We start from the raw sequence: 23,756 nt of genomic DNA, 5'->3' as shown, positions 1-23,756 counted from the left end.
TGATGTTCGAGAGGTTTACGGACCGAGCACGTCGCGTTGTCGTCCTAGCACAGGATGAGGCACGCGAGCTCAATCACAATTACATCGGCACGGAGCACATCCTGCTCGGCTTGATTAGTGAAGGCGACGGTGTGGCTGCCAAGGCGCTGGAGTCCATGGGTATTTCCCTGGACGCTGTGCGCTCGGAGGTAGTCGACATTATTGGTCGTGGCTCCCAGCCGCCGAGCGGTCACGTGCCGTTTACCCCGCGTGCAAAGAAGGTGCTGGAGTACTCTCTGCGCGAGGCTCTGCAGCTGGGTCACAAGTACATCGGTACTGAGCACCTGCTGCTCGGCCTGATTCGTGAGGGCGAAGGTGTTGCCGCTCAGGTCCTGGTTAAGCTCGGCGCTGACCTGCCGCGCGTACGTCAGCAGGTTATTCAGCTGCTCAGCGGTTTCCAGGGCGATGAGTCCGATGGTTCTCCGGAGCAGCGTCCGGTCGGTGCTACTTCCGGCGCTCGTGTGCAGGAGGGTAACCACCAGTCCGGTTCGCTGGTGCTCGATCAGTTTGGTCGTAACCTGACCGTGGCTGCGCGCGAGGGCAAGCTGGATCCGGTCATTGGCCGCGAGAAGGAAATCGAGCGCATTATGCAGGTCCTTTCTCGTCGTACCAAGAACAACCCTGTTCTGATTGGTGAGCCGGGCGTTGGTAAGACCGCCGTTGTGGAGGGGCTCGCGCTGGACATCGTCAACGGTCGTGTGCCGGAGACGCTGAAGGATAAGCAGCTTTACTCCCTCGACCTGGGCTCGCTGGTTGCGGGCTCCCGTTACCGAGGTGACTTCGAGGAGCGTCTGAAGAAGGTGCTCAAGGAGATTAACCAGCGCGGTGACATCATCCTGTTTATTGATGAGATTCACACGCTGGTCGGTGCCGGTGCCGCAGAGGGCGCAATTGACGCGGCCTCGATTCTGAAGCCGAAGCTGGCTCGCGGTGAGCTGCAGACCATCGGTGCTACCACTTTGGATGAGTACCGTAAGCACATCGAGAAGGACGCCGCTCTCGAGCGTCGTTTCCAGCCGGTGAACGTGCCGGAGCCGAGCGTGGATCTCACTATCGAGATTCTGCGTGGTGTCCGCGATAAGTACGAGGCTCACCACCGCGTATCCATCTCGGACAAGGCGCTGGTTGCCGCCGCTACTCTCTCGGATCGCTACATCAACGACCGCTTCCTGCCGGATAAGGCTGTTGACCTTATTGACGAGGCCGGTGCTCGTATGCGCATCAAGCGCATGACTGCCCCGGCTGACCTGCAGGAGATTGACTCCAAGATTGCCGATGTGCGTCGCCAGAAGGAAGCCGCCATCGACGAGCAGGACTTCGAGAAGGCAGCTGGTCTGCGCGATAAGGAGCGCAAGCTGGGTGAAGAGCGCCGCGAGCGCGAGAAGAAGTGGCGTGCGGGCGAGTCCGACACCATCGCTGAGATCGGTGAGGAGCAGATTGCGGAGGTCCTGGCTTCCTGGACTGGCATTCCGGTGTTCAAGCTCACCGAGGAAGAGTCCTCGCGTCTGCTGCGTATGGAGGACGAGCTGCACAAGCGCATCATCGGTCAGGAAGAGGCCGTTAGTGCTGTCTCCCGCGCTATTCGTCGTACCCGCGCTGGCCTGAAGGACCCGAAGCGTCCGTCCGGTTCGTTCATCTTCGCCGGCCCGTCCGGCGTTGGTAAGACCGAGCTGTCGAAGGCCCTTGCCGAGTTCCTCTTTGGTGAGGAAGACGCACTCATTCAGATTGATATGGGTGAGTTCCACGACCGCTTCACCGCTTCGCGTCTCTTCGGTGCCCCTCCCGGATACGTTGGCTACGAAGAAGGTGGCCAGCTCACCGAGAAGGTGCGCCGCAAGCCGTTCTCCGTCGTGCTTTTCGACGAGATTGAGAAGGCCCACAAGGAGATTTACAACACCTTGCTGCAGGTCCTGGAAGACGGTCGTCTGACCGACTCGCAGGGTCGAGTGGTGGACTTCAAGAATACGGTCCTGATCTTCACCTCGAACCTCGGTACCAGCGACATTTCCAAGGCCGTCGGCATGGGCTTCTCGGGTGTCGGTGAGGCCGATGAAGACGGTAAGTACGAGCGGATGAAGGACAAAGTTCACGATGAGCTGAAGAAGCACTTCCGTCCGGAGTTCCTGAACCGTATCGACGAGATTGTGGTCTTCAAGCAGCTGAGCCAGGCCGAGATTGTCCAGATGGTCGACCTGATGCTGACCCGCGTCAGCGACCAGCTCGGCGAGAAGCGCATCACCATGGAGATTTCCGACCGCGCCAAGAACCTGCTGGCCAAGCGTGGCTTTGATCCGGTGCTCGGCGCCCGTCCGCTGCGTCGCACCATCCAGCGCGAGATTGAGGATCAGCTCTCCGAGAAGATTCTCTACGGTGAGGTTGGTCTCGGCGAGACCGTCTTCATCGATGTCGAAGGCTGGGATGGCGAGTCCAAGGACGTCGACAAGGCGAAGTTCACCTTCACCAATAAGGGCAAGGCCGGTAACGTCGATGCCGACGGCGGTGCTCTGGATGACTCCGAGGAAGGCAAGGACGTTCTCGGCAGCGCTGGTACCAGCGAGCCCGATATCATCACCCCGGATGTACTGGGTGACGGCGGTTCCACCGCCGCTGGAACCGACCTAGAGTCCGGTTCGGACTCCGATGACGACGGCCACAACCCGCCACCGGCTGGTGCGGGTGCTGGCCAGCCGCTCTAAGAGGTTTAGCCGCTAGCAGTACCAACGAACACTGCCGCCCCAGTTCCGACTCCATTATGGGAGGAACTGGGGCGGCAGTGTGTCTATATGCGGTCTTTCCTAAAAGCGCGGAGAGTTGTAGTTCTACTTGGCCACGCCGAGGTCGACCAATGCTTTCTTTGCCACTTCGGGGTCATCATTCTTAATCATGTACTCAACGATTCCCTGGTCCTCTGGGAGGATTTCCGCAACTGTGATGAGGGACTCCACTCTCTGCGCCTTGAATGTGGAACCGCGCGTTGATTCTGCCGGAATCTCAACGGCATCCAAGACGGGCTTGCCGTCACGAACGGCGGCGGTGGCGGCAGGGTCATCGGTGAAGACTACGTAACCAACGGCGGGAGCCTTCGTAGTATCCACGGAACAGTTGGTACCCATTGCCTGTGGGGCAGGGGCGCTATCCGCACCATAGTAGCTAAACACCACTTCATAGTCTGTGCAGGCCCGCACGAAACTAGCAATCGGTTCGGGTGCGTGGTCGGCAGGGGTGAGGCCGCCAGCGGTATCCCCACCAGTAGCACCGGTAGCGCCACCGTTGGAAGCGCCGGGATCGGCAGGTGCTTCAGCGGCGGACTGTGCGGGAGCAGCGGACTCGTCTGACTTGTCACTAAAGAGCGCGTCTTTAGCTGCAACGTAGGCAATCGCTAGCACCACGATGCCCGCTATCACTAAGGGGAGGAGTAATAGCTGCTTCTTTACGCTGAGGCCTTTCGATGCGCCGCGGGTCTGGGCACCTGTCGTGCCCGCGCTGGCGTTCGACCTTGAGGCGGCAGTCGTATTTGCTGGAGACGCTCCAGTTTCTAGTAACGAGCCATGCTTGATGTAATGGCGATAGCCATTTTCCGCAATAGCCAGGTTTTGTTCGATGTGTGATGTGTCTTCTGCCCCATTTAAGCGGTCGGGCGAACCTGGGTATGCAAGTCGAATCATTTTTCAGTCCACCACCGTGAATCAATGTCGGAATACAGGGAGCGCATCGACTCTACAAACTCTTCCAAACTATTGCGATTGAGACGGTGCTTATTTTCTTTCCATCGCTCAAAAAGCTCTGTCGACGACACTGCACGAGAGGCCTCAGTTCGTGCCTCTCGGCCTGCGGTCAGAGCCCACTGGGCGGCAAATTGCACACGTTTCGCAGCCTTTTCTGTGAAACCGCTCCACACTTTATATGTGTTGTAGAGCTGGGCCACGACGGCCCAGCCGCCCTTGTAAGGCAGAACAATTACATTGGCGAGGTTGTCGAGTTCAAGGAACTCGAATTGAGACGGATCTTTCTTGTTGGCGGTCACGAGAATTCTTCGGTTGGTGACGAACGCTGCGCCATCTACTCCACTGGTTTTTGTAGCGGCGGCCTCGAGCACAATCTCGTCGACACCAAGGCCTTCTACAACAGCGACGGCGGCAGTGCGCACAATCCCGGAATTACCGGCACGTTCAAGTGCGGCACCGAGATCTGGCCGGTCGGTCAATGTAATCTGGGATCCTGTCATGCACACGAGACTAGCAACACAATAAAAACCGCGCCTGAGGTTCAGTGCTATGACATAAATCACCCCAGGGTTGGGGTGGTGTGTGAAGTAACACTGACTCAACCCCGAAACCTCGGTACTTTGTGAGGATATGAGCCCTACGTTCACGCCAGCAAAGTTTGATGATACTTGGATCTACCGCCTTACAAAGTTCCCATGGCCGGAACCGGCGCCGAGCAAAGATGAGGTGCGCCGCCACTCTTGGGGAATGGTGTACAAGAGCAATAAGGCGTTTGCGACCCCGCTAGGGGTTGAGGCCATCAACGCAAGGGCAGCCAAGTACTACAAAACATCTCTCGAGCAAAACTGGGGGGTCACTGGTGCACAGGAAGCGTATCAGGTTATTGATGCTCTGCTCGAAGGTGGCCAGCACGTGGAAGATGACCTGGTTTTACCCCTCGCATACGCCGTGAAGGACGTCCCCGAGCGCGAGCTAGATGCGGAAGTGGAGGAAAAGGTCGATTTCATCAAAGACTTCTTTACTGCCCAAGGCGCGGATCCGCGTCGTGGTGAACGTAAGTTCCGCTACCTCGTAAGGATGTTGCGCTCGGAGGGCTTTGCCAAAGCAGCGGCCCCGGCACTGCCCACCACTACGCGCGCATGGGACATAATCCGAATCCATAACGTTGGTGGCCCGGCAACGGAGCTGGGTTGGATTTCTCCAGAAGAGTTCCTTCAGATTTCAGACAAGGCCGTGGCGGCGCTGCAGCGCTACTTCGTGTCGTGGGCTGACGTAGCCGCTAGTTTCTGGTGGGGTCGAATGATTTGGGCGAGTGATGGTGAGCCCGACGTCACCGCTGCGATGAAGGATCAATCGCAACGGCTCACCGAGCTGCTCGCACACAGTGATTCGCCTTGGGTGCGCGTGCCCTTGCACGACATCCAGGCCGAGGAGCCATTCGCATCCCTGGGCGGTTTGCACTAACTACCTGTCGTCATTGTTCGGCGCGCTGTGGCGGTGGCCGGTTTCATGAGCTCACTAGGGGGCGGTCACAAATAACGGATTGAGGCATCTATGGTGCAGGGACGGCGAGTCCAAGGACGTCGACAAGGCGAAGTTCACCTTCACCAACAAGGGCAAGGCCGGTAACGTTGATGCCGATGGGCAGTGCCTTGGCCGGTTCTGAGGAAGATGACGGGCGTTCTCGGCAGTGCTGACGGTATCCTGAGCGTTTGCATCTGGCGACATCAAAGGTACTGCCGATCAGGACACTGCCGAGGCAGAGACCGAATCTGATAACTCCGAGGGAGAGAACTAAATGGGGATTCAATTTCGCAAGAAGCAGAACCTGGACAAGGACACGTGGCTGAACTACTCGGGTTCGGGAGTCTCTGGTTCTAAGCGTATCGGTCCAGTGACCATTAACAGCCGTGGCGGTTACACCGTCCGACTGGGCAAGGGGCTGACCTTCCGCGGCCGTTGGAAGAAGAAGTAATTAGCGGCTGGTGGTTGGCGGTGAGCATTCCACCGTCAGTACAGCTAGGGCGCTAGTGCGCTAGTACCCCATTTTCTGATTCACCCACGCAAGCATCTCGTCGTGGGTGAGCACGTAGGCAAGGCCGTGCGTACCATCACCGAGGTCAGTGTCGACCTCCACGTAGGTGATGTCGGCGCCGGCCTTTTGCCATTTCTGCACAAGTTCGCGTGCCGACGTCACGGGTAACACATCATCCAATGCGTTATGGGTAACGAACACGGGCATACTGGGAGTCTTTGTGCCCAGAGTCTGTTCGTCCACGTGGCGTCGAACGACGGCGGATAGCTCCGGTGAGCGCAGATTCTCCGCGATCCCCAAGTCGTTGGCCGTAAAAGCTTTGGTGTCATTGCGAGGCCAACGTTCGACAGTCGCGCCAATGCATTCATCGGCTGTGAGCTTCAGGAAGTCCTGCCCCAGCGGGCTCAGCATGCGCTCGAGTGGTTCTTTGGTCTCTGGGTACTCTGCAATCAAGCCGTTCATGAAGTATCCGACGAGCCCCGCCAGCGCCGAGCCGCGAATATGCAGCGCAGTGTCGGTGAGATCGGCCGGAATAGCCCCGGCGTAAACAGCGCGGATGTTCAGCTCCGAGGCGTACTCATCGGCTAGCTCGGCGGCTGCAGCGGTGGCACCTCCGCCTTGCGAGTAGCCGAACAGCGCAATCGGAGTATCTGCAGGTAGTTGTAAAGTTTCAATAGTCGCTCGTGCCATATCGAGCGTGTCATTCCCGGCAATCTCACGGTTGAGATACGGATGTACTCCAGGCGTGCCGAGCCCCTGGTAATCCACGATGGCAACATTCCATCCCTGTGCCAGCAGCTGAGGTGCCGGAGGCGTCGGAGGTGCTTCGTAGCGCAGCGCAACCGAGCTGGCACAGTTATCAGCCATCCCGAGAGTCCCCGGCGCAATCACCGCCAGAGGCCGTGGGGACTTCTCCGACCAGCGGGCATAGGGCTGCAATACGGTACCAGACACCGCTGTTTGGCGGTGGTCGCGTGCACCTGTGGAGGAAAACACGACCCGCTGTGCCCGTGCGGGCGCATTGACCGGAAATGGTGTCTGCGTAATTACCTGCCCCGGAGGCAATCGCTTCACCGCAGAAGAGTCAGAATCCGAGGAGCCGAAGTCAATTGCGCCTAGTCCATCGACCGCTGAGCAACCAGCGAGCACACCTGCGCTAGTGCCAAACAGCGAAATTCCGAGCACCATGCTCAGCGCAATTCTGCGTTTACTAGCCCCAAAGAGACAGCGTTGGCGCTGAGGTCGATGGAGCGAGGCATTCATGTTCCCAATTCTAGGCAACGCACTTGTTCGAATCTGGTCTTTACTGGAGCATTGGCTCGGCTTTAACGGGGTAACTGGAAGCGGCCATCGGGAGTTTGCTCCGCAAGTCCGTCGTTAAGCAGAGAGAACAGTGCGCGGGAACGCTGATGCGCATCATCCCAGACCGCATCGAGAGCGGCCTGTTCGACGGGGGAGTCGGCGGCGCGAAGCACGTCGAGAAGCAAGCCCCGGACTTGGCGGTCGGTGCCTTCGAACTTCTGCACACGCCGTTTAGCTGCGGCGATTTCGTGGTCTTCGGGTTCGGGGCGACCGGCGGCGATCCAGGCGCAACTGGTGGCGATGGGGCAGACCTCGCACTCGGGTGTGGTTCGGCAGACGGTAGCGCCGAGTTCCATGAGCGCGACAGAGGTTTCGGCCGCAGTCGTGGGGTCGAGTGGTAGGAACTCTTCGACGAGCGCCATGTCGGCGCGTTTGGCGGTGCCGGGTAGGTACGTGCCCTGGCGGTGTCGCCGAAGTACGCGGCGCACGTTGATGTCCACCACCGGCGTGCGCGCGCAAAAAGCAAACGCCGCAACCGCCCGAGCGGTGTAGTCTCCTACCCCCGGAAGAGCTAACAGTGTGTCCACGTCACTCGGCACTTCGCCGTCGTGCTTTTCGACGATTCTTTCTGCGCATTCACGCAGCCGGAGCGCACGTCGGGGATAGCCGAGTTTTCCCCACATGCGCAGGACTTCATCTTTGGGAGCGACTGCCAGATCGGCTGGGGTGGGCCATTTTTCCAGCCAGGCGCGCCACGAGGGGATTACCCGGGCGACGGGAGTCTGTTGACTCATCACTTCGCTGACGAGCACAGCCCATGGTGAAGTGCCTTCTTCGCGCCAGGGAAGTGGCCGCATATTGGCGCGATACCAATCACGTAAGGCGGCATCGACGTGTACGTCGAAGTCGTCGGATTGGTTAATTGCAGAGGTCAATCTACATTCTCGCTTTCCCATAAACAGCGGAGTCGTTGCACAATATAGCTATGAGCAATTCTGAGAGGACTCCTGAGAGTGTATGGCAATCGATGGTTCGCGGAAACCTCCGCTTCTGCGAGAGCAAGACTGCGCATCCTCGCCAGGACTTGGTTCGTCGTAAGCAGCTGACGCAGGGGCAGAAGCCGAAGGCCGTTGTGCTGGCGTGCTCGGATTCCCGTGCTCCGGTGGAGATTATCTTCGATCAGGGCCTGGGCGATGTATTTGTGATCCGTACTGCCGGTGAGATCACCGACCTGTCGGTGCTGGCTTCGCTGGAATTCGCAGTTGATGGTCTGGGAGTTTCGCTGGTGATTGTTCTCGGCCACGAGTCCTGCGGCGCAGTGGCTGCGGCGAAGACTGCACTGGACGGTGGCGAACTGCCGGGTGGTTTCCAGCGTGTGCTGATTGAGAAGGTCACCCCGTCGCTGTTGGCGGCTCGCAAGGATGGCGAGACTGAAATCGACGAATTTGAGCGTCGCCACGTGCGCGAGATTGTTAATCACATTATTGATCGCTCGCCAGAGATTTCATCGCGGTTGGCGACCGGCGAGGTGGGCGTTGTCGGTATGCGGTACCGCTTGGAGGACGGACGCGCTGAGACCGTCGTTACCCATGGAGTCAGTGAGAACCCGCTAACCTAAATGTGTGACCAATAAGCTGCCTCCAGAAATCTACCGGCGTCGGCGTATCGCCGCGGCGGTGTTGCTCGTTATCATCCTCGTTCTCCTGGGCTGGGGTATTTCCGCACTGGTAAACCGGGACAGCGAGGATTCTGAACCGGTGAATGTCACCAGGGATGACGGGAAAGAGGTGACCCCTCCGGAACAGCCCAAGGAACCTTACGCGCCTAAGCCTGACAAGGACTCGAAGAACGATAAGTCTGACAAGGGCGCCAAGAAGGGCGACAAGGAAGGCGAAGATTCCGCGAAGGATGACGCTCAGGCGGCGCTTGCGAACAAAAAGGACTGTAGCCTTGCAGATCTGCAGGTGACTGCCACCTCGGATCAGCCGAACTATGGCGATGAGCAGCCGACTCTGGCAATCACCGTCCACAATCCCACCGGCGGTGAATGCCGCGTGAACCTCGATGAGCAGCAGTTGCGCTTCGAGGTTTACGACCTGGCAACATACGAGCGTGTCTGGTCGGATGTGGACTGCAATGACTCCGAAGGCCACGGTGAACTGGTATTGGCACCGGGCGAGGAAGTCAACTATGCCGCCACTTGGTCGCGTCTGACCTCGGCGCCGAACAAGTGCTCCGAAGAAGACCGCGTCCCAGCGCCCTCCGGGTCGTACATCTTCTACGGCGTGATTGGTGACAACAACTCTGACGCCTACACGTTCAACATGCGCTAGCGCTTAGTTCCCAACCCAAGTTCAATGGCCTCGGCAACGGTGCCTGCTTCCAGCAGTCGCATCCCTGCCGGGCCTTTTGCGCCTCTGGGCACAATTGCCGTGTCGAAGCCCATTCGATGAGCTTCCTTAAGTCGCCACTCCAGATCGGTCACTCGGCGCACTTCTCCGGCCAACCCCAGTTCGCCGAGTGCAATGGTTTTGTCCTGGAAGGTCCGCTTAGTCATGGATGAGGCCAATGCCAGCGCAATCGCCAGGTCCGCGGCAGGCTCCGACAGCGTCATACCGCCGACGGTGGATACGTACATCTCCATGCGAGCCAACTGCTTGAAGTTGCCGTGTTCAGTCAGCACGGCCGCGACCATCGGCACGCGCCGAGGGTCGAGACCGGAGACATTGCGGCGCGGGTTGTGCGCCTCGGTATTGATAACCAGGCCCTGAACCTCCGCCAGCAGCGGCCTGCGGCCATCCATGGCCACGGTAATTGCAGTTCCCGAGGTCGGCGTTCGGTGATGCAAAAACAGCCCCGAGGGATCCTCAACTTCCGCAATACCGCCCGCGGTCTGCTCGAAGCAGCCCACCTCATCGGTGCTGCCGAAGCGGTTTTTCAGGCCGCGCAAGAAGCGTAGCCCCGAATGCCTATCGCCCTCGAAGTTGAGCACCACATCAACCAGGTGCTCCATCGTACGCGGGCCGGCCACATTGCCGTCCTTGGTCACGTGCCCTACCAGGAAGATTGCAGTCCCGGTTTCCTTCGCCAGTGCTGCCAGGGCAGAGGTTACGGCGCGAGCCTGGGCAACGCCACCGCGAGCACCTTCGACGTCGGCACGCATCGTCTGCACGGAGTCCACAATGAGCAGACCGGGGGAGAGCTCCAGCGTCAGATCGATGACATCCTCGATATTCGACACTGCCGACAGGTACAGCGAGTCCGACAGTGCACCAGTGCGCTCGGCACGCAGCCGCACCTGGCCGACCGATTCCTCACCGGTGACGTAAAGAGTCGGCCCCAAATCGCCGTTCGCGCAGCGGTAGGCCACTTCAAGTAGCAGCGTCGACTTACCAACCCCCGGCTCGCCCGCCAAGAGCACCAACGAACCCGGCACAATACCGGAACCGAGCACTCGATCCAGCTCACCGATGCCCGTGCGCACCGCGTGCGCAGCCTTGGCGGAAATCCCCGTAATCGCGGTCAACTCGGAAGATGAAGTGGGGATTCGATCTGTTGCGGATGTCTCGGCGAGGAAACGTTCCTCCGCCTCGTCGTCAAGCGCGCGCTGTACTAGACGCTGGCTTTCAGCCGCGACGGAAGTGGAAGATGCTTTTCGACGACCACCCCGCGCGCCGGGCTCCGTTGCGGCAGCGCTACGGCGACGTTGCTTGGCTGCCCGTGCAGCAATTTTGTCCTCCAGCGTGGAGATGGACTTCCCACTGCTGGAGCGAATAGTCACCTTCTCCAGCGTGCCCCACTCTTTGCAATTGGGACATTGGCCGACCCATTTCGACACCTGCCAGCCGCATGCTGAGCATTCGTAGGCTTCGTCTTTGGTCTTGGCCACGGTGCAACCACCTTTGCTTCAAGAGAGGCGACACGACAGACGCCACAACGCGTGTTGTGCGGTATGAGGTGAATGTCGCGAGAAAATTCACCCCAGATACGCGAGAGCGGGCCAGGGCAGTGTCAATGACTTGTGTCAAGGATGACTGTACTGCCGTGACCCGTATCAAGCGACCAATCGCCCATGCCCGCTCGATGAAGCTCCTCGCGTTATTTGCGGGGCAGGACTGCGCTGTACCAGCACCTAAAAGTGCGCTGCGCGCGAACAGCGCAGGAACACCACTGTGCCGCGCTTACTTGGATTCAAGCATGCCGTCAGCACCGCGGTTCGGTGCGCCAGCTTCGAGAATGTCAGCGGAGATGGTGATGTCAAGGTCGTAGGTGTTGGTCTGGCCCTGCGGGTCAGCGAACTCGAAGGTGGCCTCGCGGTTCTGGCCAGCAGCGCTGCTCTTGTCGCCAACCAGGGTGCTCGGGTCCAGCTCATTGGTGTAGTAACCGATGCAGCCGGTGTTGTCCTTTGCGGTCTTGGCCAGCGGATCGATGACGGACTTCGGGCCAGCGACGATCTGGCACTCACGCGGCAGGGACTTGTCACCCTTGGCAGCCTTAGCGAAGGAAGGAGTCTCAGCGACCTTCTTCAGCTCAACCTCGCCGATACCTTCAACGGTGACGGACTTCAGCGTGTAGACCGACTCGGTAGCGCGCTGCTGGTTGCTGGCGGAGAACTTCAGACCAGCGGTACCAGCCTCCGGGTCAACCAGGATGTGAGCGTCGCGGATGTTGACGAAGCCAAGAGCCGAGTTGGTGTTCTCAGCACCCTTACCGGCAGCATCTTCGCCGCCGTTCATCGCACCGTCTACAGCCGGGTGCTGATTTGCGGTCTGCGAAATCTGACCGGCGCCACAAGCAGCAAGCGCAACTGCGGATGCTGCGGAGACGGTGATGAGGGCGCTGCGGCGAAGTACGGACTTGAAGGCCATGACTAGATTTCCTCCAGTAGCTTGAGGATGGGCGATAGGATTTTCAGTATTTAAAGAACACCTTAGTGTCTTCCTAAGATGTTCTCATACTACCCGTAAAATCATGGGGGGACATGATAGGGTGGAAGGCCGTTGGAAAGGGCGTGTGCATTACATGGAATTCAGCATTGGCGATACCGTAGTTTATCCGCACCACGGAGCTGCGAAAATCGAAAACATCATTGAACGAGAGCTTAACGGTGAGACCGTTCAGTACCTCGTACTGCAGATTCTGCAGAGTGATTTGAATATCCAGGTGCCCGCCAAGAATGCCGAGCTGGTCGGTGTCCGCGATGTTGTCGGTGAAGAGGGGCTGCTGAAGGTCTTCTCCGTTCTGCGTGAGACCGACGTCGAAGAGGCCGGCAACTGGTCTCGTCGCTACAAGGCCAACCAGGAGCGCCTGGGTTCGGGCGACATTAACAAGGTCGCTGAGGTAGTTCGTGACCTGTGGCGCCGCGATCAGGACCGCGGTCTGTCCGCCGGTGAGAAGCGTATGTTGAGCAAGGCTCGCCAGGTTCTCGTCGGTGAGCTCGCGCTTGCCGACGGCGTTGATGAGGCCAAGGTCGAGGAAGTTTTTGCCCGCGTCGATGCCACTATCGAGCGTCACCGCGCGCTGGCGCAGGAAGGTGCCGCCGGTGAGAAGAAGGATGAGGCCGACGATAAGCCGGTGGACCTGGACGCTGACGCATAAGTCGTTCCCCCCTCCCCGGTTCCTTTCAGTAGGGATTTTCTGCACTTTTCCGGTTAACGGCTAGCGCACACACATTGCCCGTGTGCGCTAGCCGTTTTCTCTTTTTCACCCGTATCTATTTCCCCGCTATGCTCGGGGCTGTGACTTTTCAAATCTTCGATACCGCAACCCGCCAACTGAAGGATTTTGAGCCTCTCCGCGAGGGGCATGCCTCCATTTACCTGTGCGGTGCGACCCCGCAGGCTCAGCCGCACATTGGCCATGTTCGCTCCGGCGTGGCCTTTGATATCTTGCGCCGTTGGCTGATCGCCAAGGGGTATGACGTCGTCTTTGTGCGCAACGTTACCGATATCGATGACAAGATCTTGAACAAGGCCGCCGAGCACGGCCGCCCTTGGTGGGAGTGGGTCTCCCGCTTTGAGCGTGAATTTACCTGGGCTTACAACCAGCTCGGTGTCCTCCCACCGAGCGTTGAGCCGCGCGCTACCGGTCATGTCACTCAGATGGTGGAGTACATGCAGCGTCTGATGGATAACGGCTTCGCCTACGCTGTCGATGGCAGCGTCTATTTCGACGTGGATGCCTGGTCCAAGGCTGAAGGTAGTGACTACGGCAGTCTGTCCGGCAACCGCGTCGACGAGATGGAGCAGGGCGAGACCAACACTCCGGGCAAGCGCGGTGCGCACGATTTCGCGCTGTGGAAGGCTGCCAAGCCTGGCGAGCCTTCGTGGCCGACGCCGTGGGGCAATGGCCGTCCGGGCTGGCACCTGGAGTGCTCCGCCATGGCCACCTACTACTTGGGCTCCGAGTTCGACATCCACTGTGGTGGTCTCGACCTGCAGTTCCCGCACCATGAAAACGAGATTGCGCAGTCGCACGCAGCCGGCGACGGCTTTGCTCGCTACTGGATGCACAATCACTGGGTCACAATGGCCGGCGAAAAGATGTCGAAGTCGCTCGGCAACGTGTTGTCCGTGCCGCATATCCTGACCATGGTTCGTCCGGTTGAGCTGCGTTACTACCTCGGTAGTGCGCACTACCGCTCCGTGCTGGAGTACTCCGAGGAGGCTCTGCAGGAAGCGGCAGTGGGCTACCGTCGTATCGAGGCGTTTATGCACCGTGCCGTCGATAAGCTCGGCGATATCGAAATCGGTGAGTGGACGCCGGCGTTCGAAGCCGCGCTCGATGACGACCTCGCCGTCCCACGCGCGCTTGCGGAAATCCACAACGCTGTTCGTGGGGGCAACCAGGCGCTTGCCGACGGCGACGAGACCAAGGCCAAGGAGATTGCCGGTGCTGTCCGCGCGATGGCCGCAGTCCTTGGATTCGATCCGCTGAATGAGCAGTGGGCAACCTCCGATTCCGGTTCTGACGCGGCAATGCATGCGCTCGGTGTGCTGGTTGAGCACCAGTTGGAGGAGCGCACTCGGGCTCGTGCAGAGAAGGACTGGGCTACGGCTGATGCTGTGCGCGACCGTCTGAAGGAAGCGGGTATCGAGGTAACTGATACCGCTGATGGCCCGGCATGGTCTGTCGCTGACTAGGGCTGAAAAGCTGGCTTTAGGCTAGAGAAAACTATTAACAACAGGAAGCAGGTAGCTATGGCAGGCAACGGTCGTCGTGGTGCAGTGCGCAAGGCAAGCAAGAAGAACGTCGGCGGCTCCGGTGGCCAAAAGCGTGGCTTGCGTGGCAAGGGGCCGACCCCGAAGGCTGAGGACCGCGTTTATCACGCAGCTCATAAGCGGGCGAATGAGAAGCGCCGCCGTGACTCTGGGCGTCATGAGCGCAAGGGAGATGGTACTGAGCTGGTAGTCGGCCGTAACCCGGTCGTGGAGTGCCTGCATGCGAAGGTGCCAGCGGCAGCGCTGATCGTGGCGCTGGGCACCGACAATGACGAGCGCCTGCAGGAGTCAGTGCGTATTGCTAACTCCCGTGGTATTCCGATTCGCGAGGTGCCCCGCCACGAGCTGGACACCATGACCGGCAACACCATGCACCAGGGCATCGGTCTGCAGATTCCGTCGTACAAGTACTCGTCTGTCGAAGATCTGATTGATTCGGTGGCCAAGACCGGTGAGCCGGGGCTTATCGTCTGCCTGGATAACATCACCGACCCTCGTAACCTGGGTGCGGTCATTCGCTCGGTGGCGGCCTTCGGCGGTCACGGTGTGGTGATTCCGGAGCGACGCTCGGCCGCCATTACGGGCGTGGCCTGGCGTACCTCGGCTGGTACTGCTGCACGTCTGCCAGTTGCTCGGGCAACCAACATGGTCCGCTCGCTCAAGCAGTTCCAGAAGGCTGGCTACCAGATCGTTGGACTGGATGCTGGTGGCGACCACACTCTGGATACTTACGACGGCACCACCCCGGTGGTCGTGGTCGTCGGCTCCGAGGGTAAGGGCCTTTCGCGCCTGGTGCGCGATACCTGTGACACCATCATGTCCATTCCGATGACCGGCTGGGTGGAGTCGCTCAATGCTTCCGTTGCTGCGGGTGTGACCCTGAGTGAGTTTGCCCGCCAGCGCCGGGCAAAGAGTAGTCAGTAGCGCATTTGATACCCCCGTAGGTGTCATTATCAATTCGTTATAGTAATGGCGTTTACGTGGGGTATTTTGGGTTCTAAATTGCGGCCGGTACTTATGGCTACCCCCAGTAGTTCAGCGCTTTAAAGATAATTCTATTTCCGGCGTGCGCTGCAGAAATAACGGCGTTATTATCACTTCCAACAGAAAATTATCCGTCGTTTCTCGAAGGGGAGGGCGGGCAAATCATGCTCCTAGAAATAGGGGCGTAATTGGCCGTAGTTTGGGGATACGCACGGACCTAGCGGTGGCTTGTACAGCTAGCTTTGGGTCACTGAGCTGTCAGACCATGACATCCTCAGCGTTAGTTTTTCTGTCTGCCGGGTCACCCCATTTCGGCAGTCTCGCAGTCTTAAAAAGCTGGGGGTATTGGAGTCTGCTTTTAGAGAATCCAGCAAAAATACGGGCAGCCCCTCGGTGACGAGAGGGAAGGTGGACGCACCTTCTCCGTAATCGTCACTCGAGGGGCTGCCCGATGTTTTTCTTGTTTGAAAGCCGCTCCGAAAAGTGATGGAACTCCGAAAAGCGTATGCGTCTATTTGCTCCACTTGGCAGCCTGAACGTCGTCACGCGTTGCCTTGCGTGACTGCACCGCTCCAATGGCATAGCAGAACAGGTAGATGACAAACGCGATTGTTGTCACTAGAACGCTGACCGGGATGCCCGGTGCGAGCGAGAGAACGATGCCTCCGACAGCCGCGAACTCGGCGAAGATGGTCGACAGGATGATGGCTTTTACAGGCGAGGCGGTGACGAATGCGGCCGCGGCACCAGGGGTGATGATCAGGGCGATGACGAGCAGAGAGCCGACGATTTGCACGCCCTGGGCGGCGACGAGGCCGGTGAGAATTGCGAAGTAGATCGATAGCGCCTTGACGTTGACACCACTGGCGGCGGCCATGATGGGGTCGGCGGAGGCGAATAGCAGCGGCCGCCATTTCCAGGCAACGCCGCCGACGACAATGACCGCGACGATGGCCATCGTCCATAAAGAAGTGTCAGTCAGGCCGATAATTTGGCCGGTGAGAAGTGAAAACGCAGTACTTGTTCGGCCGGGGTAGAGGTGGATAAACAGCACCGATAGGCCCATCCCGAAGCTCAAGACCACGCCCACAACCGCATCTTGGCGCCCTCGAAGCGACAGCGCCGCCAGGACTATTGCGATGAGCACCGAGCCGATAATGGCACCGCTGCTGACACTGACACCAAGTAGTAGAGCCGCGGATGCGCCCATGAGGGCAAGTTCGCTGGTGCCGTGGACAGTGAAGCTCATCTGTCGCATGACAATCAGTGGCGAGATGATGCCGGAGATCAGCCCAAGCAGTGCCGCTGCAATGAGGGCATTGTGGACGAATCCGACCTGGAGTAGGGCAGCGGTGTCGGAGAGGTATTGAGTAATTAGGCCCATTAGGCGATAACCAACTTTCCCTCGACACGGGCAACCACAATTTCGGTTTGGTATAGCTCCGAGAGCGTCTCTGAGGTGATAATTTCCTCGACCGATCCGACCGCATGTCCATGCGGTGTCAGGTAGAGCACTCGGTCACAGACACCCAGGATGGGGTTGATGTCGTGGGTGACAAAGACGACTGCCGTGTCATTTTCCCGGCGATGCCGGTCCAGGCGCTCGACCGTGGTTCGTTGTGCCGCAGGGTCGAGGGAGAGCAGGGGCTCGTCGCAAAGCAAAAAATCCGGCGCCGAAACGAGCGCCTGCGCCTGACGGACAAGCTGTTGCTGACCGCCAGAGAGCGTGCCGACGCGACGATCCGCAATACCCGATGCGCCGACAAACTCCAGCATTTCTTCGGTGGCGGAGCGGTTCTTGCCGGCCGCCAACTCGACGAGGTCGCGAACCCGAATGGGCAGCGAGGGCTCGAACATCCGCTGCTGCGGAATGTAGCCCAGGTTCCCGTCGACTTTTACTGAACCGTGAGTCAGCCGCCGCATGCCAAGGGCAGTGGTCAGCAGCGTGGATTTGCCGACGCCGTTAGGGCCTAGGATGGCCAAGAACTCGCCGGGCTCGATATTCAAATTGAGACCGGACCACAGCGGCTCAACGGCTGCGTCAGTAAAAGTCAGTGAGGGCAAAGTTATGCGGACTCCATATCGGAAAGGGTTTGCTTGTAGAGGTCAAAGAACGACTGGTCAGCGCTCGGCGACTCAAAAACATCGACGATTTTAACGCCCTTTGCCTTGGCTGCCTCGACGAGGCGCTGCGAGACCTGGTCGTGGGTCTGCGGTGCGTCGATGAGGTAGTCCAGTTCACCGGACTCAATCAGCTTCAGCATTTCATTGACGTCGCTTGCCGACGGCTCGGACTCATTCAGCGTGGACTGACGGTAGCCCTTCGGGGTGATGTCCTCGACCTTCGTGTCCTTCAGGATGTCATCGGCCAGCGGGTGAACCTGAGCAACCTTAGCGGCTTTGAGCCTGCTCTTGGCCTCTTCGATGTCCTTGGTTTCCTTATCGACAGCCTTGGCGTCTGCCTTGGCGCCCAGCTTGGTCAAAGCATCGGCGAGCTGCTCTGCAGTTTCTTCAACCGCATCGGTGTCGTACCAGACGTGCTCGTTGGCTTCGCCGTCATGGTGGTGGTGCTCGTGGCCTTCGTGGCCTTCGTGGTCGTCGTGGCCCTCGTGGTCGTGGTCGTGCTCGTGGCCTTCGTGGTCGTCGTGGCCCTCGTGGTCGTCGTGGCCTTCGTGGTCGTGGTCGTGCTCGTGGCCCTCTTCCTGCGGCAGCGCAGAGATGATGACCTTGTCCTTTGCGTCGCGTAGGGAGGAGGTCAGCCATGCGTCGTAATGCCCGCCACCTGCGATGAGAATATCGGCGTCCTCTACCTTTGCCATGTCGGCTGCGGCCGGTTCGTAGGAGTGAGGATCGATGTCGTTGGACGCGATAATCGGGTCGATGGAGACCTTCTCATCGTCGGTGACTGCGTCGGCGACGTCTGCCCAGACCTTGGTGGAGGTGACCACCTTAATGGTGTCTTCGGACTTGCCTGCGGATGTAGCGCTGTCATCATTGCTGGAGCATGCGCCGAGACCTGCGACGAGGCCGGCGCTGGCGACTAGCGCCGCGATGCGCGTGGAAAAGCGTGCCTTCATATATGTATCCAATCCTGTTGCGGGCTGAATTATTTCCTTTATTCAGCTCCTGAGCATTAACCGCTATTGAAAACAGTTGTCCTTTAGTTCAAAGAACATAGTAGGGGCTGCGGAGACCCAGTCACAAGGCGGACCTCTGCCGGAGTGGCAGAAATGACAGTCGCGCACATTCGTTGGGTAAAGTTGTCCGCGATTAGATGTGTGTGATGCTCGTTGCAGTTCTTTTCCATAAAACTGAGGTTTTCTACCTGAGGTAGCTGGACGAAGATATCTGAGCGGGCAGTCGCTGTTGGTTTTTTCAAGAAGGGTCGGTATTCCGTGCAAAGTCGGCGTCGTCGTGGCACCTTGGCTTCCATCGCAGCAGAACTTGGGGTCTCGCGCACGACTGTGTCTAATGCTTACAACCGTCCTGACCAGCTCTCGGAGAAGTTGCGGGAGCACATCTTGGAAACTGCGGAGCGGCTTGGCTATCCGGGGCCGGACCCAATGGCTCGCGGTCTGCGCATGCGCCGGGTTGGCGCCATCGGCGTGCTGTTCACCGAGCACCTCCCGTTCGCTTTTGAAGACCCTGCATCGGTGGATTTTCTCGCCGGCCTCGCAGAGGAGCTCGGCGAAATGGGCGACTCCATGTTGGTCATTCCAGCTTCCTCCGAGGAGGGCGGGGACGTAGATCTCAATTTGATTCGGCAGGCGGTGGTCGACGGTTTTGTGGTCTACTCCGTCGCGGACAACGATCCGTTCCTCGCTGCGGTGCGCGCTCGCGGCTTGCCGACGGTCGTGTGCGACCAGCCTGCGGATGCGGCGGCTCTACCGTTTGTGGGCATCGACGACCGCGAGGCCATCAAGCCCGCGGTGCGGCACCTGACTGAGTTGGGACATCGCAAGGTGGGAATCCTTTCAGTGCGCTTGTCGCGTACCCCGAACTCGGGATATGTCACGGAGAAGCGGCTGGCAGAAGCTCATCACCAGGTGCAGAAGAACCGCGTCGAAGGTGCGCTGGAAGCACTTGCCGAGGTCGGTATTCAGCAGGCGGATGTGCCTATCATCGAGCGTCACCTCAATGACCGCGAGAACAACCGCGATGCGGCTCGCCAGCTGCTGACCGACAACCCGGATCTCACGGCGGTGGTCTGTACCACGGATACTCAGGCAATTGCGGTCTTGGAATATGCCAAGGAGAACGGAATTCGTGTTCCGGAGGACCTGTCCATCACCGGCTTTGACGGAATTGAGCGCGCGCTTTTCCACAATCTGACCACTGTGATTCAGCCGAATAGGCAGAAGGGCATTGCCGTCGGCCGCGCGCTGGCCGAGGAGCTTGAGGCCACACACGAGGACAGCGGTCGCGCTCCTCGTGTCTTGCTTGAGACTGAGTTTGTCGTTGGGACGACAACTGCAGCGCCGTCGGCACCGTCAGCCGGGTAGCGGGCTGACGAGGTAACAACATCGTGGCGCTATCGGAGGTTCCTGGGGTGGTAAACCCCACCTCGTCTTTACTGTGTTCGGATTCAGATTAAGGTCTATTACATGACAGATTCAACAAATTCGAGCACCGACCGATCAGCTGCGGCTCTCAATAGTCCGGAAGCTACCTGCGACGACCATGTCGAACTTGGTGGCCCCGTCGAATTGGATGAAATGTCTATCCGTGGCGCGATGAGTGAGTTCACCACTGGCGTGACCATTATTGCCACCGAGGATGAAGGCGAGGCGTACGGTTTCGCCTGCCAGTCTTTTTCCTCCCTGAGTCTCACTCCACCGATGGTTCTGTTTACGGTCATGAAGACCTCGCGGTCCTGGCCACATATACGGAACGCTGGACGTTTTTCCGTCAATGTGTTGGCTGAGGATCAGGAGGATATCTCGGCAGCCTTCGGTCGCAGTAATGGCGAAAAGTTCAAGATGGGGAAGTGGACCCGCTCTGAGTTGGGCAATCCATTACTGCACGGCTGCTCCGTGTGGATTGATTGCACCGTCGTCGATGTTTACGAAGGCGGCGATCACTGGATTGTGACGGCGGATATTGCGGCTATCGGCAAGCGTGAAGAAATCAATCCGCTCATTTACCACCGCGGTTCTTACGCACGGGTTTCTCACCCCGGCACCGATGCGCCTGTTGATCAGAAGTGGCGTCAGCGCCCCTCGGTGTAACCCGAGGTTGTCGCAGTCCAGCCACGGCGATCCTCGCCTGGCTTGGTGTCTTTCATCTCTCGCATGCGCAGACCATTGTTGTCCTGCGTGTAGACGAATTCGCCCGCAACAATCTTGTGGAAGCGCTCCGAATAGGTCTGCGCCTGGTCTGAGCAGTCCAAACTGCGAGTCTGCTCCGGGGTGCCGAATTCGACCGCCTCGCCCTTCCACTGCAGCGAACCAGAGCCGTTGCCACAGGAATCAGCGAAGGTATACGTTGTTTGCCCCAGCGTAATAGTCGGTGCTTGAGTTCCGTCCGGCACACCGTGGGGCAGGTTTGGGTCATCAAAAATCGCGGTAATCTGCCATTGCTTGCCGACGATCTCCGCTGCCGGCTTTGCCTGGCATGCGGTAGCCGTCATGGACACTGCCGCAACGACAGCTACTGCGGCAACCGCCTTTTTCCCGCTCAGACCCATGCTGCGTGACCCCGTTAGTTAGCTGCCTTCTTGGTGGTCTTCTTAGCAGCCTTCTTCGTCGTCTTCTTGGCGGCTTTTTTTGCAGCCTTCTTCGCCGTCTTACGAGTGGACTTCTTTGCGGACTTCTTGGTCGACTTCTTCGCAGTCTTCTTGGTGGACTTGCGTGTGCGCTTTGCGGTCTTCGGAGCGTTTTCCTTCTCGTACTCCTCGTGAACCTTCTTGAAGCTCAGGCCTTCCTTCTCCACTCCGAGCATGCACATCAGAGTGACGGCATCGTAGAAGTCCTCGGCGAAGGTAGCCACAATTCGCCGTGCGCCAGCAGCGGTCTTTTCTTCGACCTTGTGAAGAGCCTCGTTCTGAGCAGTGCGAGTGTCTGTGACCTTCGGTGGCACGAATCCTCCTGGCAAGCATGGCTTTAATTGCGCCCGTTATACCTACTTCTGCCAGTCATCTCGCCACATGCTCCCGTCACTGAGCTCAACCGAGTTCAGCGGAGAAGGAATGGGATTGTGATGACGCAGTTTCAGCTTTAAGCGCTACTTACAGTTCAAAAACCTTATTCTACCACGTTGATGATAGGTCGCGCGGTGTGGACAACCTGGTTCCGGAAGCGACCAGTTCACGCAGCGACTAGTTCACGCAGCGACTAGTCCACGCGCGGGTTCATACCGCCCTTGAAGCGGTAGTTGCGTGGGCGTCGAGGCTTGTTCCGCGGATTCACTGGACGGATGCGACGCATACCAGCCCGGATTGGGCGGGTCAGGCCACTGTCTTCGCGCAGTGCGCGAGGGCGACGGAGCCTGCGCGCCATCCATTCACCGAGGACAATGCCCGCAGCTAGTGCCGTCGCAATGCCTAGCGCTGAGGCCAGCGCTGTAAACCCCTTGGTCGGGTGGTCGTGCAGCAGTGCGTGCATACCGCGGTAGATCGTCATTCCCGGAAGCAGTGGGGTTACGCCTGCTACTGCCGTAATCAGCGGTGGGATGGACCAACGTCGTGCCAGCAGGCCACCGATGAGACCAATCAGCGTTGCTGCCGCGCCTGCGCTAGTCACCGGATGAACTCCCAGCGGAGTCAACACGTAGTAGTAGGTCATCGACCCCAGCAGGGCGACCGTGCCGGACACTGACAACGCGGTGAACCCAGCATTCGAGGCCAACGCAAATGCGATTGAGGCGGTAGTTCCCGCTATCACCCTCACTGTTGCCTGTGCCAGGTTGAGGTCGGAGCCCGCGATGACGTCGGGAAGCGGAATGCCCAGCATTCCGGAAAACTCGATGCCCATTGCGATGCCGGCGACAATGCCGCCGGTCAACAACATGGTGTCGAAGAAGCGCGCGGAGCCAGTCACAGGTGCGCCGGTGATGCCGTCTTGCAGTGCTTGCACGAGGGTTAGGCCGGCGAGCATCACGATAATTCCCGAGGCAATTAGCCTGGATGGCTGCATTTCAAAGGGGAGATACGCCTGCGCCGCATTGAGCACAGCAGCGGAGAGTGTGGCGATGAGACCGCCGACTGCGTTCTGGAAGAATGTGGGCAACTCGCGGGCGGCGAGTTCACCAATCACGATGACGATGGCCAGTGTGACCGCAGCCGCGATGAGGGCGACCTCGAAACCCGAGCCGAGCAGCACAGTCACAGATGAAGCCAGCAATGCCCAGCCAGCGTAGATGACGCGGAGACGATATTTTGCGGGCTCACGCTCGACCTTGTCGATAGCCTCAATAGCCTCCTCCAAGCTCAGGTGGCCTGCACGAATTCGGCGGATGACGCGGTCGGTGTGGCGCAGGCGCTCGAAGTCAGGAACCGGTGCGCTGACAACGCGCATAGCCGTAATAGGAGTGCGGCGGGCACCGATGAGGTGGTAGACCGTCACGGAGGTCAACGTGATGTCGACCTGGATCTGGGTGAGGCCATAGGCTGAGGTCACGGCCTTAATTTGCAGCTCGGTATCGCGGTTGCCCGAGCCACATGCCAGCAGCAGTCCGCCGATGCGGGCAGCGAGATCGAGTACGGCCGTGACCTGGCTGGGGTCGGAATAATCAATCGGTGCCAGCGGCAGTGGGGTAGTGGTCGAGTGCACTAGGTCAACAGTTGCCGTTGGGCCGGAAACGAAATCAATCATGCGCTGCTTGAAGGTGGACTGATCTTCGATGGCAGGAAACTGGGTCTGCGGAGTGTCGTCGTAAGAGACAGTGGTTTCAGCGTCGTAGAGATCATTCTTCGCAGCGGAGTTTTCTCCGGCGTTGGAATTGCTGTCACCAGCGAATGACATGTCGACACTTCCTTTCCCCGATACTGCCTGGGGTGTATTGCAGTGATGCTGCAAAGACGCGATGCGGAGACGTTGCAGAAACATAGCCCCAGTGATTTAGCGATAGTCACACTACTCCGTCAGCGACCTAGAATCTCAATTCGTTTTTGAGGCGGTGAATATGCCTATCTGAGCGGGGCTTTTAGCGTTTAGGAAAGTGTTCAAGAAGTGCCGTTGCAGTTTTCCTGTGGTGTCGTTTTTAACTTCTGCTTGCCAACCTGTACAATCGCCTGTCAGCGGCACAGCTGAGTTCGATTCTCAGGTTGACTCTGATTCTTTCGAGCCAGCGACGGCTAACGCCAAAAAGGGTCGCTTTAAAGTTGCCGGGATGGCGCAATTGGTAGCGCAACTGATTTGTAATCAGTAGGTTACGGGTTCGAGTCCCGTTTCCGGCTCCAAAACCCCAGGTCAGGAAGTTTTCTGGCCTGGGGTTCTTTGGTTTTAGGGGGGA

23 protein-coding genes and 1 tRNA gene are annotated in these 23,756 nt (G+C 58.9%); 12 read left to right on the top strand and 12 right to left on the bottom strand.

Going from position 1 to position 23,756, the window contains the following annotated elements; all coding sequences use genetic code 11:
- Positions 1–2 precede the first annotated feature (2 nt).
- Complete coding sequence (locus tag CORAM0001_RS03415; protein ID WP_005510185.1) at positions 3–2,735, top strand: ATP-dependent Clp protease ATP-binding subunit; 2,733 nt, start codon at positions 3–5, stop codon at positions 2,733–2,735.
- 123 nt (positions 2,736–2,858) lie between these two features.
- Here the strand turns inward: CORAM0001_RS03415 and CORAM0001_RS03410 are convergent, their stop codons facing one another.
- Both CORAM0001_RS03410 and CORAM0001_RS03405 read right to left on the bottom strand, forming a co-directional pair.
- Positions 2,859–3,443, bottom strand: coding sequence for a hypothetical protein (locus CORAM0001_RS03410; protein ID WP_244261981.1), 585 nt, complete (start codon positions 3,441–3,443; stop codon positions 2,859–2,861).
- A gap of 257 nt (positions 3,444–3,700) precedes the next feature.
- Positions 3,701–4,264 carry a hypothetical protein gene (locus CORAM0001_RS03405; protein WP_040361056.1) on the bottom strand — a complete coding sequence of 188 codons (564 nt, stop codon included), beginning with the start codon at positions 4,262–4,264 and terminating at the stop codon, positions 3,701–3,703.
- Positions 4,265–4,394: 130 nt separating this feature from the next.
- On the opposite strand from CORAM0001_RS03405, the gene CORAM0001_RS03400 reads away from it, so the two are divergent.
- The 3 genes from CORAM0001_RS03400 (at position 4,395) to CORAM0001_RS11320 (ending at position 5,739) form a co-directional block, all read left to right on the top strand.
- A complete protein-coding gene (locus tag CORAM0001_RS03400; protein WP_005510175.1) occupies positions 4,395–5,228 on the top strand; it encodes a DUF1266 domain-containing protein in 834 nt (277 codons plus the stop codon).
- A gap of 79 nt (positions 5,229–5,307) precedes the next feature.
- Positions 5,308–5,430 (top strand): hypothetical protein, encoded by a 123-nt coding sequence (locus CORAM0001_RS11590; protein WP_005510086.1) that lies wholly within the window; start codon positions 5,308–5,310, stop codon positions 5,428–5,430.
- Between the two features lie 132 nt (positions 5,431–5,562).
- Positions 5,563–5,739: a hypothetical protein gene (locus CORAM0001_RS11320; protein WP_005510144.1), complete on the top strand. Its 177-nt coding sequence runs from the start codon at positions 5,563–5,565 to the stop codon at positions 5,737–5,739.
- A 60-nt stretch (positions 5,740–5,799) separates the two neighbouring features.
- Here CORAM0001_RS11320 and CORAM0001_RS03395 read toward each other — a convergent pair whose 3' ends face one another.
- Both CORAM0001_RS03395 and CORAM0001_RS03390 read right to left on the bottom strand, forming a co-directional pair.
- Positions 5,800–6,987: a lipase family protein gene (locus tag CORAM0001_RS03395; protein ID WP_005510233.1), complete on the bottom strand. Its 1,188-nt coding sequence runs from the start codon at positions 6,985–6,987 to the stop codon at positions 5,800–5,802.
- Between the two features lie 137 nt (positions 6,988–7,124).
- The gene (locus tag CORAM0001_RS03390; protein ID WP_050773587.1) at positions 7,125–8,057 is read right to left on the bottom strand and encodes an HhH-GPD family protein; all 933 of its coding nucleotides are present in this window, start codon (positions 8,055–8,057) and stop codon (positions 7,125–7,127) included.
- A gap of 29 nt (positions 8,058–8,086) precedes the next feature.
- Between CORAM0001_RS03390 and CORAM0001_RS03385 the strand changes: the two genes are divergently transcribed.
- Both CORAM0001_RS03385 and CORAM0001_RS03380 read left to right on the top strand, forming a co-directional pair.
- Complete coding sequence (locus CORAM0001_RS03385) at positions 8,087–8,719, top strand: carbonic anhydrase (protein WP_040361053.1); 633 nt, start codon at positions 8,087–8,089, stop codon at positions 8,717–8,719.
- A 4-nt stretch (positions 8,720–8,723) separates the two neighbouring features.
- On the top strand, positions 8,724–9,434 hold the full coding sequence (locus CORAM0001_RS03380) for a hypothetical protein (protein ID WP_005510193.1): 711 nt from the start codon (positions 8,724–8,726) through the stop codon (positions 9,432–9,434).
- Here the strand turns inward: CORAM0001_RS03380 and radA are convergent.
- On the bottom strand, positions 9,431–10,990 hold the full coding sequence (radA, locus tag CORAM0001_RS03375) for a DNA repair protein RadA (RefSeq protein ID WP_005510208.1): 1,560 nt from the start codon (positions 10,988–10,990) through the stop codon (positions 9,431–9,433). The genes CORAM0001_RS03380 and radA overlap by 4 nt on opposite strands.
- Before the next feature lie 292 nt (positions 10,991–11,282).
- A complete protein-coding gene (locus CORAM0001_RS03370; protein ID WP_005510087.1) occupies positions 11,283–11,969 on the bottom strand; it encodes a hypothetical protein in 687 nt (228 codons plus the stop codon).
- 154 nt (positions 11,970–12,123) lie between these two features.
- Between CORAM0001_RS03370 and CORAM0001_RS03365 the strand changes: the two genes are divergently transcribed.
- The 3 genes from CORAM0001_RS03365 to rlmB all read left to right on the top strand — a co-directional run bounded on the left by CORAM0001_RS03365 (position 12,124) and on the right by rlmB (position 15,245).
- Complete coding sequence (locus tag CORAM0001_RS03365) at positions 12,124–12,699, top strand: CarD family transcriptional regulator (RefSeq protein WP_005510159.1); 576 nt, start codon at positions 12,124–12,126, stop codon at positions 12,697–12,699.
- A gap of 140 nt (positions 12,700–12,839) precedes the next feature.
- Positions 12,840–14,243 (top strand): cysteine--tRNA ligase, encoded by a 1,404-nt coding sequence (gene cysS / locus CORAM0001_RS03360; RefSeq protein ID WP_040361096.1) that lies wholly within the window; start codon positions 12,840–12,842, stop codon positions 14,241–14,243.
- Positions 14,244–14,300: 57 nt separating this feature from the next.
- Positions 14,301–15,245 carry a 23S rRNA (guanosine(2251)-2'-O)-methyltransferase RlmB gene (gene rlmB, locus CORAM0001_RS03355; protein ID WP_005510182.1) on the top strand — a complete coding sequence of 315 codons (945 nt, stop codon included), beginning with the start codon at positions 14,301–14,303 and terminating at the stop codon, positions 15,243–15,245.
- A 571-nt stretch (positions 15,246–15,816) separates the two neighbouring features.
- Here the strand turns inward: rlmB and CORAM0001_RS03350 are convergent.
- The 3 genes from CORAM0001_RS03350 to CORAM0001_RS03340 are packed head-to-tail and all read right to left on the bottom strand — an operon-like array spanning position 15,817 to position 18,382.
- Complete coding sequence (locus tag CORAM0001_RS03350) at positions 15,817–16,689, bottom strand: metal ABC transporter permease (RefSeq protein ID WP_005510206.1); 873 nt, start codon at positions 16,687–16,689, stop codon at positions 15,817–15,819.
- A complete protein-coding gene (locus CORAM0001_RS03345; RefSeq protein ID WP_005510128.1) occupies positions 16,689–17,369 on the bottom strand; it encodes a metal ABC transporter ATP-binding protein in 681 nt (226 codons plus the stop codon). Before CORAM0001_RS03345 ends, CORAM0001_RS03350 begins: the two co-directional genes overlap by 1 nt.
- 2 nt (positions 17,370–17,371) lie before the next feature.
- Positions 17,372–18,382 (bottom strand): metal ABC transporter solute-binding protein, Zn/Mn family, encoded by a 1,011-nt coding sequence (locus CORAM0001_RS03340; protein WP_005510192.1) that lies wholly within the window; start codon positions 18,380–18,382, stop codon positions 17,372–17,374.
- A gap of 318 nt (positions 18,383–18,700) precedes the next feature.
- Between CORAM0001_RS03340 and CORAM0001_RS03335 the strand changes: the two genes are divergently transcribed.
- Both CORAM0001_RS03335 and CORAM0001_RS03330 read left to right on the top strand, forming a co-directional pair.
- Positions 18,701–19,807, top strand: coding sequence for a LacI family DNA-binding transcriptional regulator (locus tag CORAM0001_RS03335; protein WP_005510120.1), 1,107 nt, complete (start codon positions 18,701–18,703; stop codon positions 19,805–19,807).
- 102 nt (positions 19,808–19,909) lie between these two features.
- Positions 19,910–20,533, top strand: a complete 624-nt coding sequence (locus CORAM0001_RS03330) for a flavin reductase family protein (protein WP_005510090.1) — start codon at positions 19,910–19,912, stop codon at positions 20,531–20,533.
- On the opposite strand, the gene CORAM0001_RS03325 is transcribed toward CORAM0001_RS03330, so the two are convergent.
- From CORAM0001_RS03325 to thrE, 3 genes are all read right to left on the bottom strand, one after another.
- Positions 20,515–20,991: an META domain-containing protein gene (locus CORAM0001_RS03325; protein WP_005510263.1), complete on the bottom strand. Its 477-nt coding sequence runs from the start codon at positions 20,989–20,991 to the stop codon at positions 20,515–20,517. The genes CORAM0001_RS03330 and CORAM0001_RS03325 overlap by 19 nt on opposite strands.
- A 14-nt stretch (positions 20,992–21,005) precedes the next feature.
- Complete coding sequence (locus CORAM0001_RS03320; protein WP_005510239.1) at positions 21,006–21,383, bottom strand: hypothetical protein; 378 nt, start codon at positions 21,381–21,383, stop codon at positions 21,006–21,008.
- 254 nt (positions 21,384–21,637) lie between these two features.
- Positions 21,638–23,266, bottom strand: a complete 1,629-nt coding sequence (gene thrE, locus CORAM0001_RS03315) for a threonine/serine exporter ThrE (protein WP_005510108.1) — start codon at positions 23,264–23,266, stop codon at positions 21,638–21,640.
- Between the two features lie 361 nt (positions 23,267–23,627).
- On the opposite strand from thrE, the gene CORAM0001_RS03310 reads away from it, so the two are divergent.
- A tRNA-Thr gene (locus CORAM0001_RS03310) sits at positions 23,628–23,703 on the top strand.
- Positions 23,704–23,756 lie beyond the last annotated feature (53 nt).

Source organism: Corynebacterium amycolatum SK46, from assembly GCF_000173655.1.
In the GTDB taxonomy this organism is placed as follows: Bacteria; Actinomycetota; Actinomycetes; order Mycobacteriales; family Mycobacteriaceae; genus Corynebacterium; species Corynebacterium amycolatum_A.
Note: the sequence above shows the minus strand (reverse complement) of the source record. Positions and strands in the feature narration are given on the sequence as shown.

Bases quoted from the DNA above. Each gene is read 5' to 3' on its own strand.
- CORAM0001_RS03415 (WP_005510185.1), top strand. From the start codon at position 3: ATGTTCGAGAGGTTTACGGACCGAGCACGTCGCGTTGTCGTCCTAGCA.
- CORAM0001_RS03405 (WP_040361056.1), bottom strand. From the start codon at position 4,264: ATGACAGGATCCCAGATTACATTGACCGACCGGCCAGATCTCGGTGCC.
- CORAM0001_RS03400 (WP_005510175.1), top strand. From the start codon at position 4,395: ATGAGCCCTACGTTCACGCCAGCAAAGTTTGATGATACTTGGATCTAC.
- CORAM0001_RS11320 (WP_005510144.1), top strand. From the start codon at position 5,563: ATGGGGATTCAATTTCGCAAGAAGCAGAACCTGGACAAGGACACGTGG.
- CORAM0001_RS03395 (WP_005510233.1), bottom strand. From the start codon at position 6,987: ATGGTGCTCGGAATTTCGCTGTTTGGCACTAGCGCAGGTGTGCTCGCT.
- CORAM0001_RS03390 (WP_050773587.1), bottom strand. From the start codon at position 8,057: ATGGGAAAGCGAGAATGTAGATTGACCTCTGCAATTAACCAATCCGAC.
- CORAM0001_RS03385 (WP_040361053.1), top strand. From the start codon at position 8,087: ATGAGCAATTCTGAGAGGACTCCTGAGAGTGTATGGCAATCGATGGTT.
- CORAM0001_RS03370 (WP_005510087.1), bottom strand. From the start codon at position 11,969: ATGGCCTTCAAGTCCGTACTTCGCCGCAGCGCCCTCATCACCGTCTCC.
- CORAM0001_RS03365 (WP_005510159.1), top strand. From the start codon at position 12,124: ATGGAATTCAGCATTGGCGATACCGTAGTTTATCCGCACCACGGAGCT.
- rlmB (WP_005510182.1), top strand. From the start codon at position 14,301: ATGGCAGGCAACGGTCGTCGTGGTGCAGTGCGCAAGGCAAGCAAGAAG.
- CORAM0001_RS03350 (WP_005510206.1), bottom strand. From the start codon at position 16,689: ATGGGCCTAATTACTCAATACCTCTCCGACACCGCTGCCCTACTCCAG.
- CORAM0001_RS03340 (WP_005510192.1), bottom strand. From the start codon at position 18,382: ATGAAGGCACGCTTTTCCACGCGCATCGCGGCGCTAGTCGCCAGCGCC.
- CORAM0001_RS03330 (WP_005510090.1), top strand. From the start codon at position 19,910: ATGACAGATTCAACAAATTCGAGCACCGACCGATCAGCTGCGGCTCTC.
- CORAM0001_RS03325 (WP_005510263.1), bottom strand. From the start codon at position 20,991: ATGGGTCTGAGCGGGAAAAAGGCGGTTGCCGCAGTAGCTGTCGTTGCG.
- thrE (WP_005510108.1), bottom strand. From the start codon at position 23,266: ATGTCATTCGCTGGTGACAGCAATTCCAACGCCGGAGAAAACTCCGCT.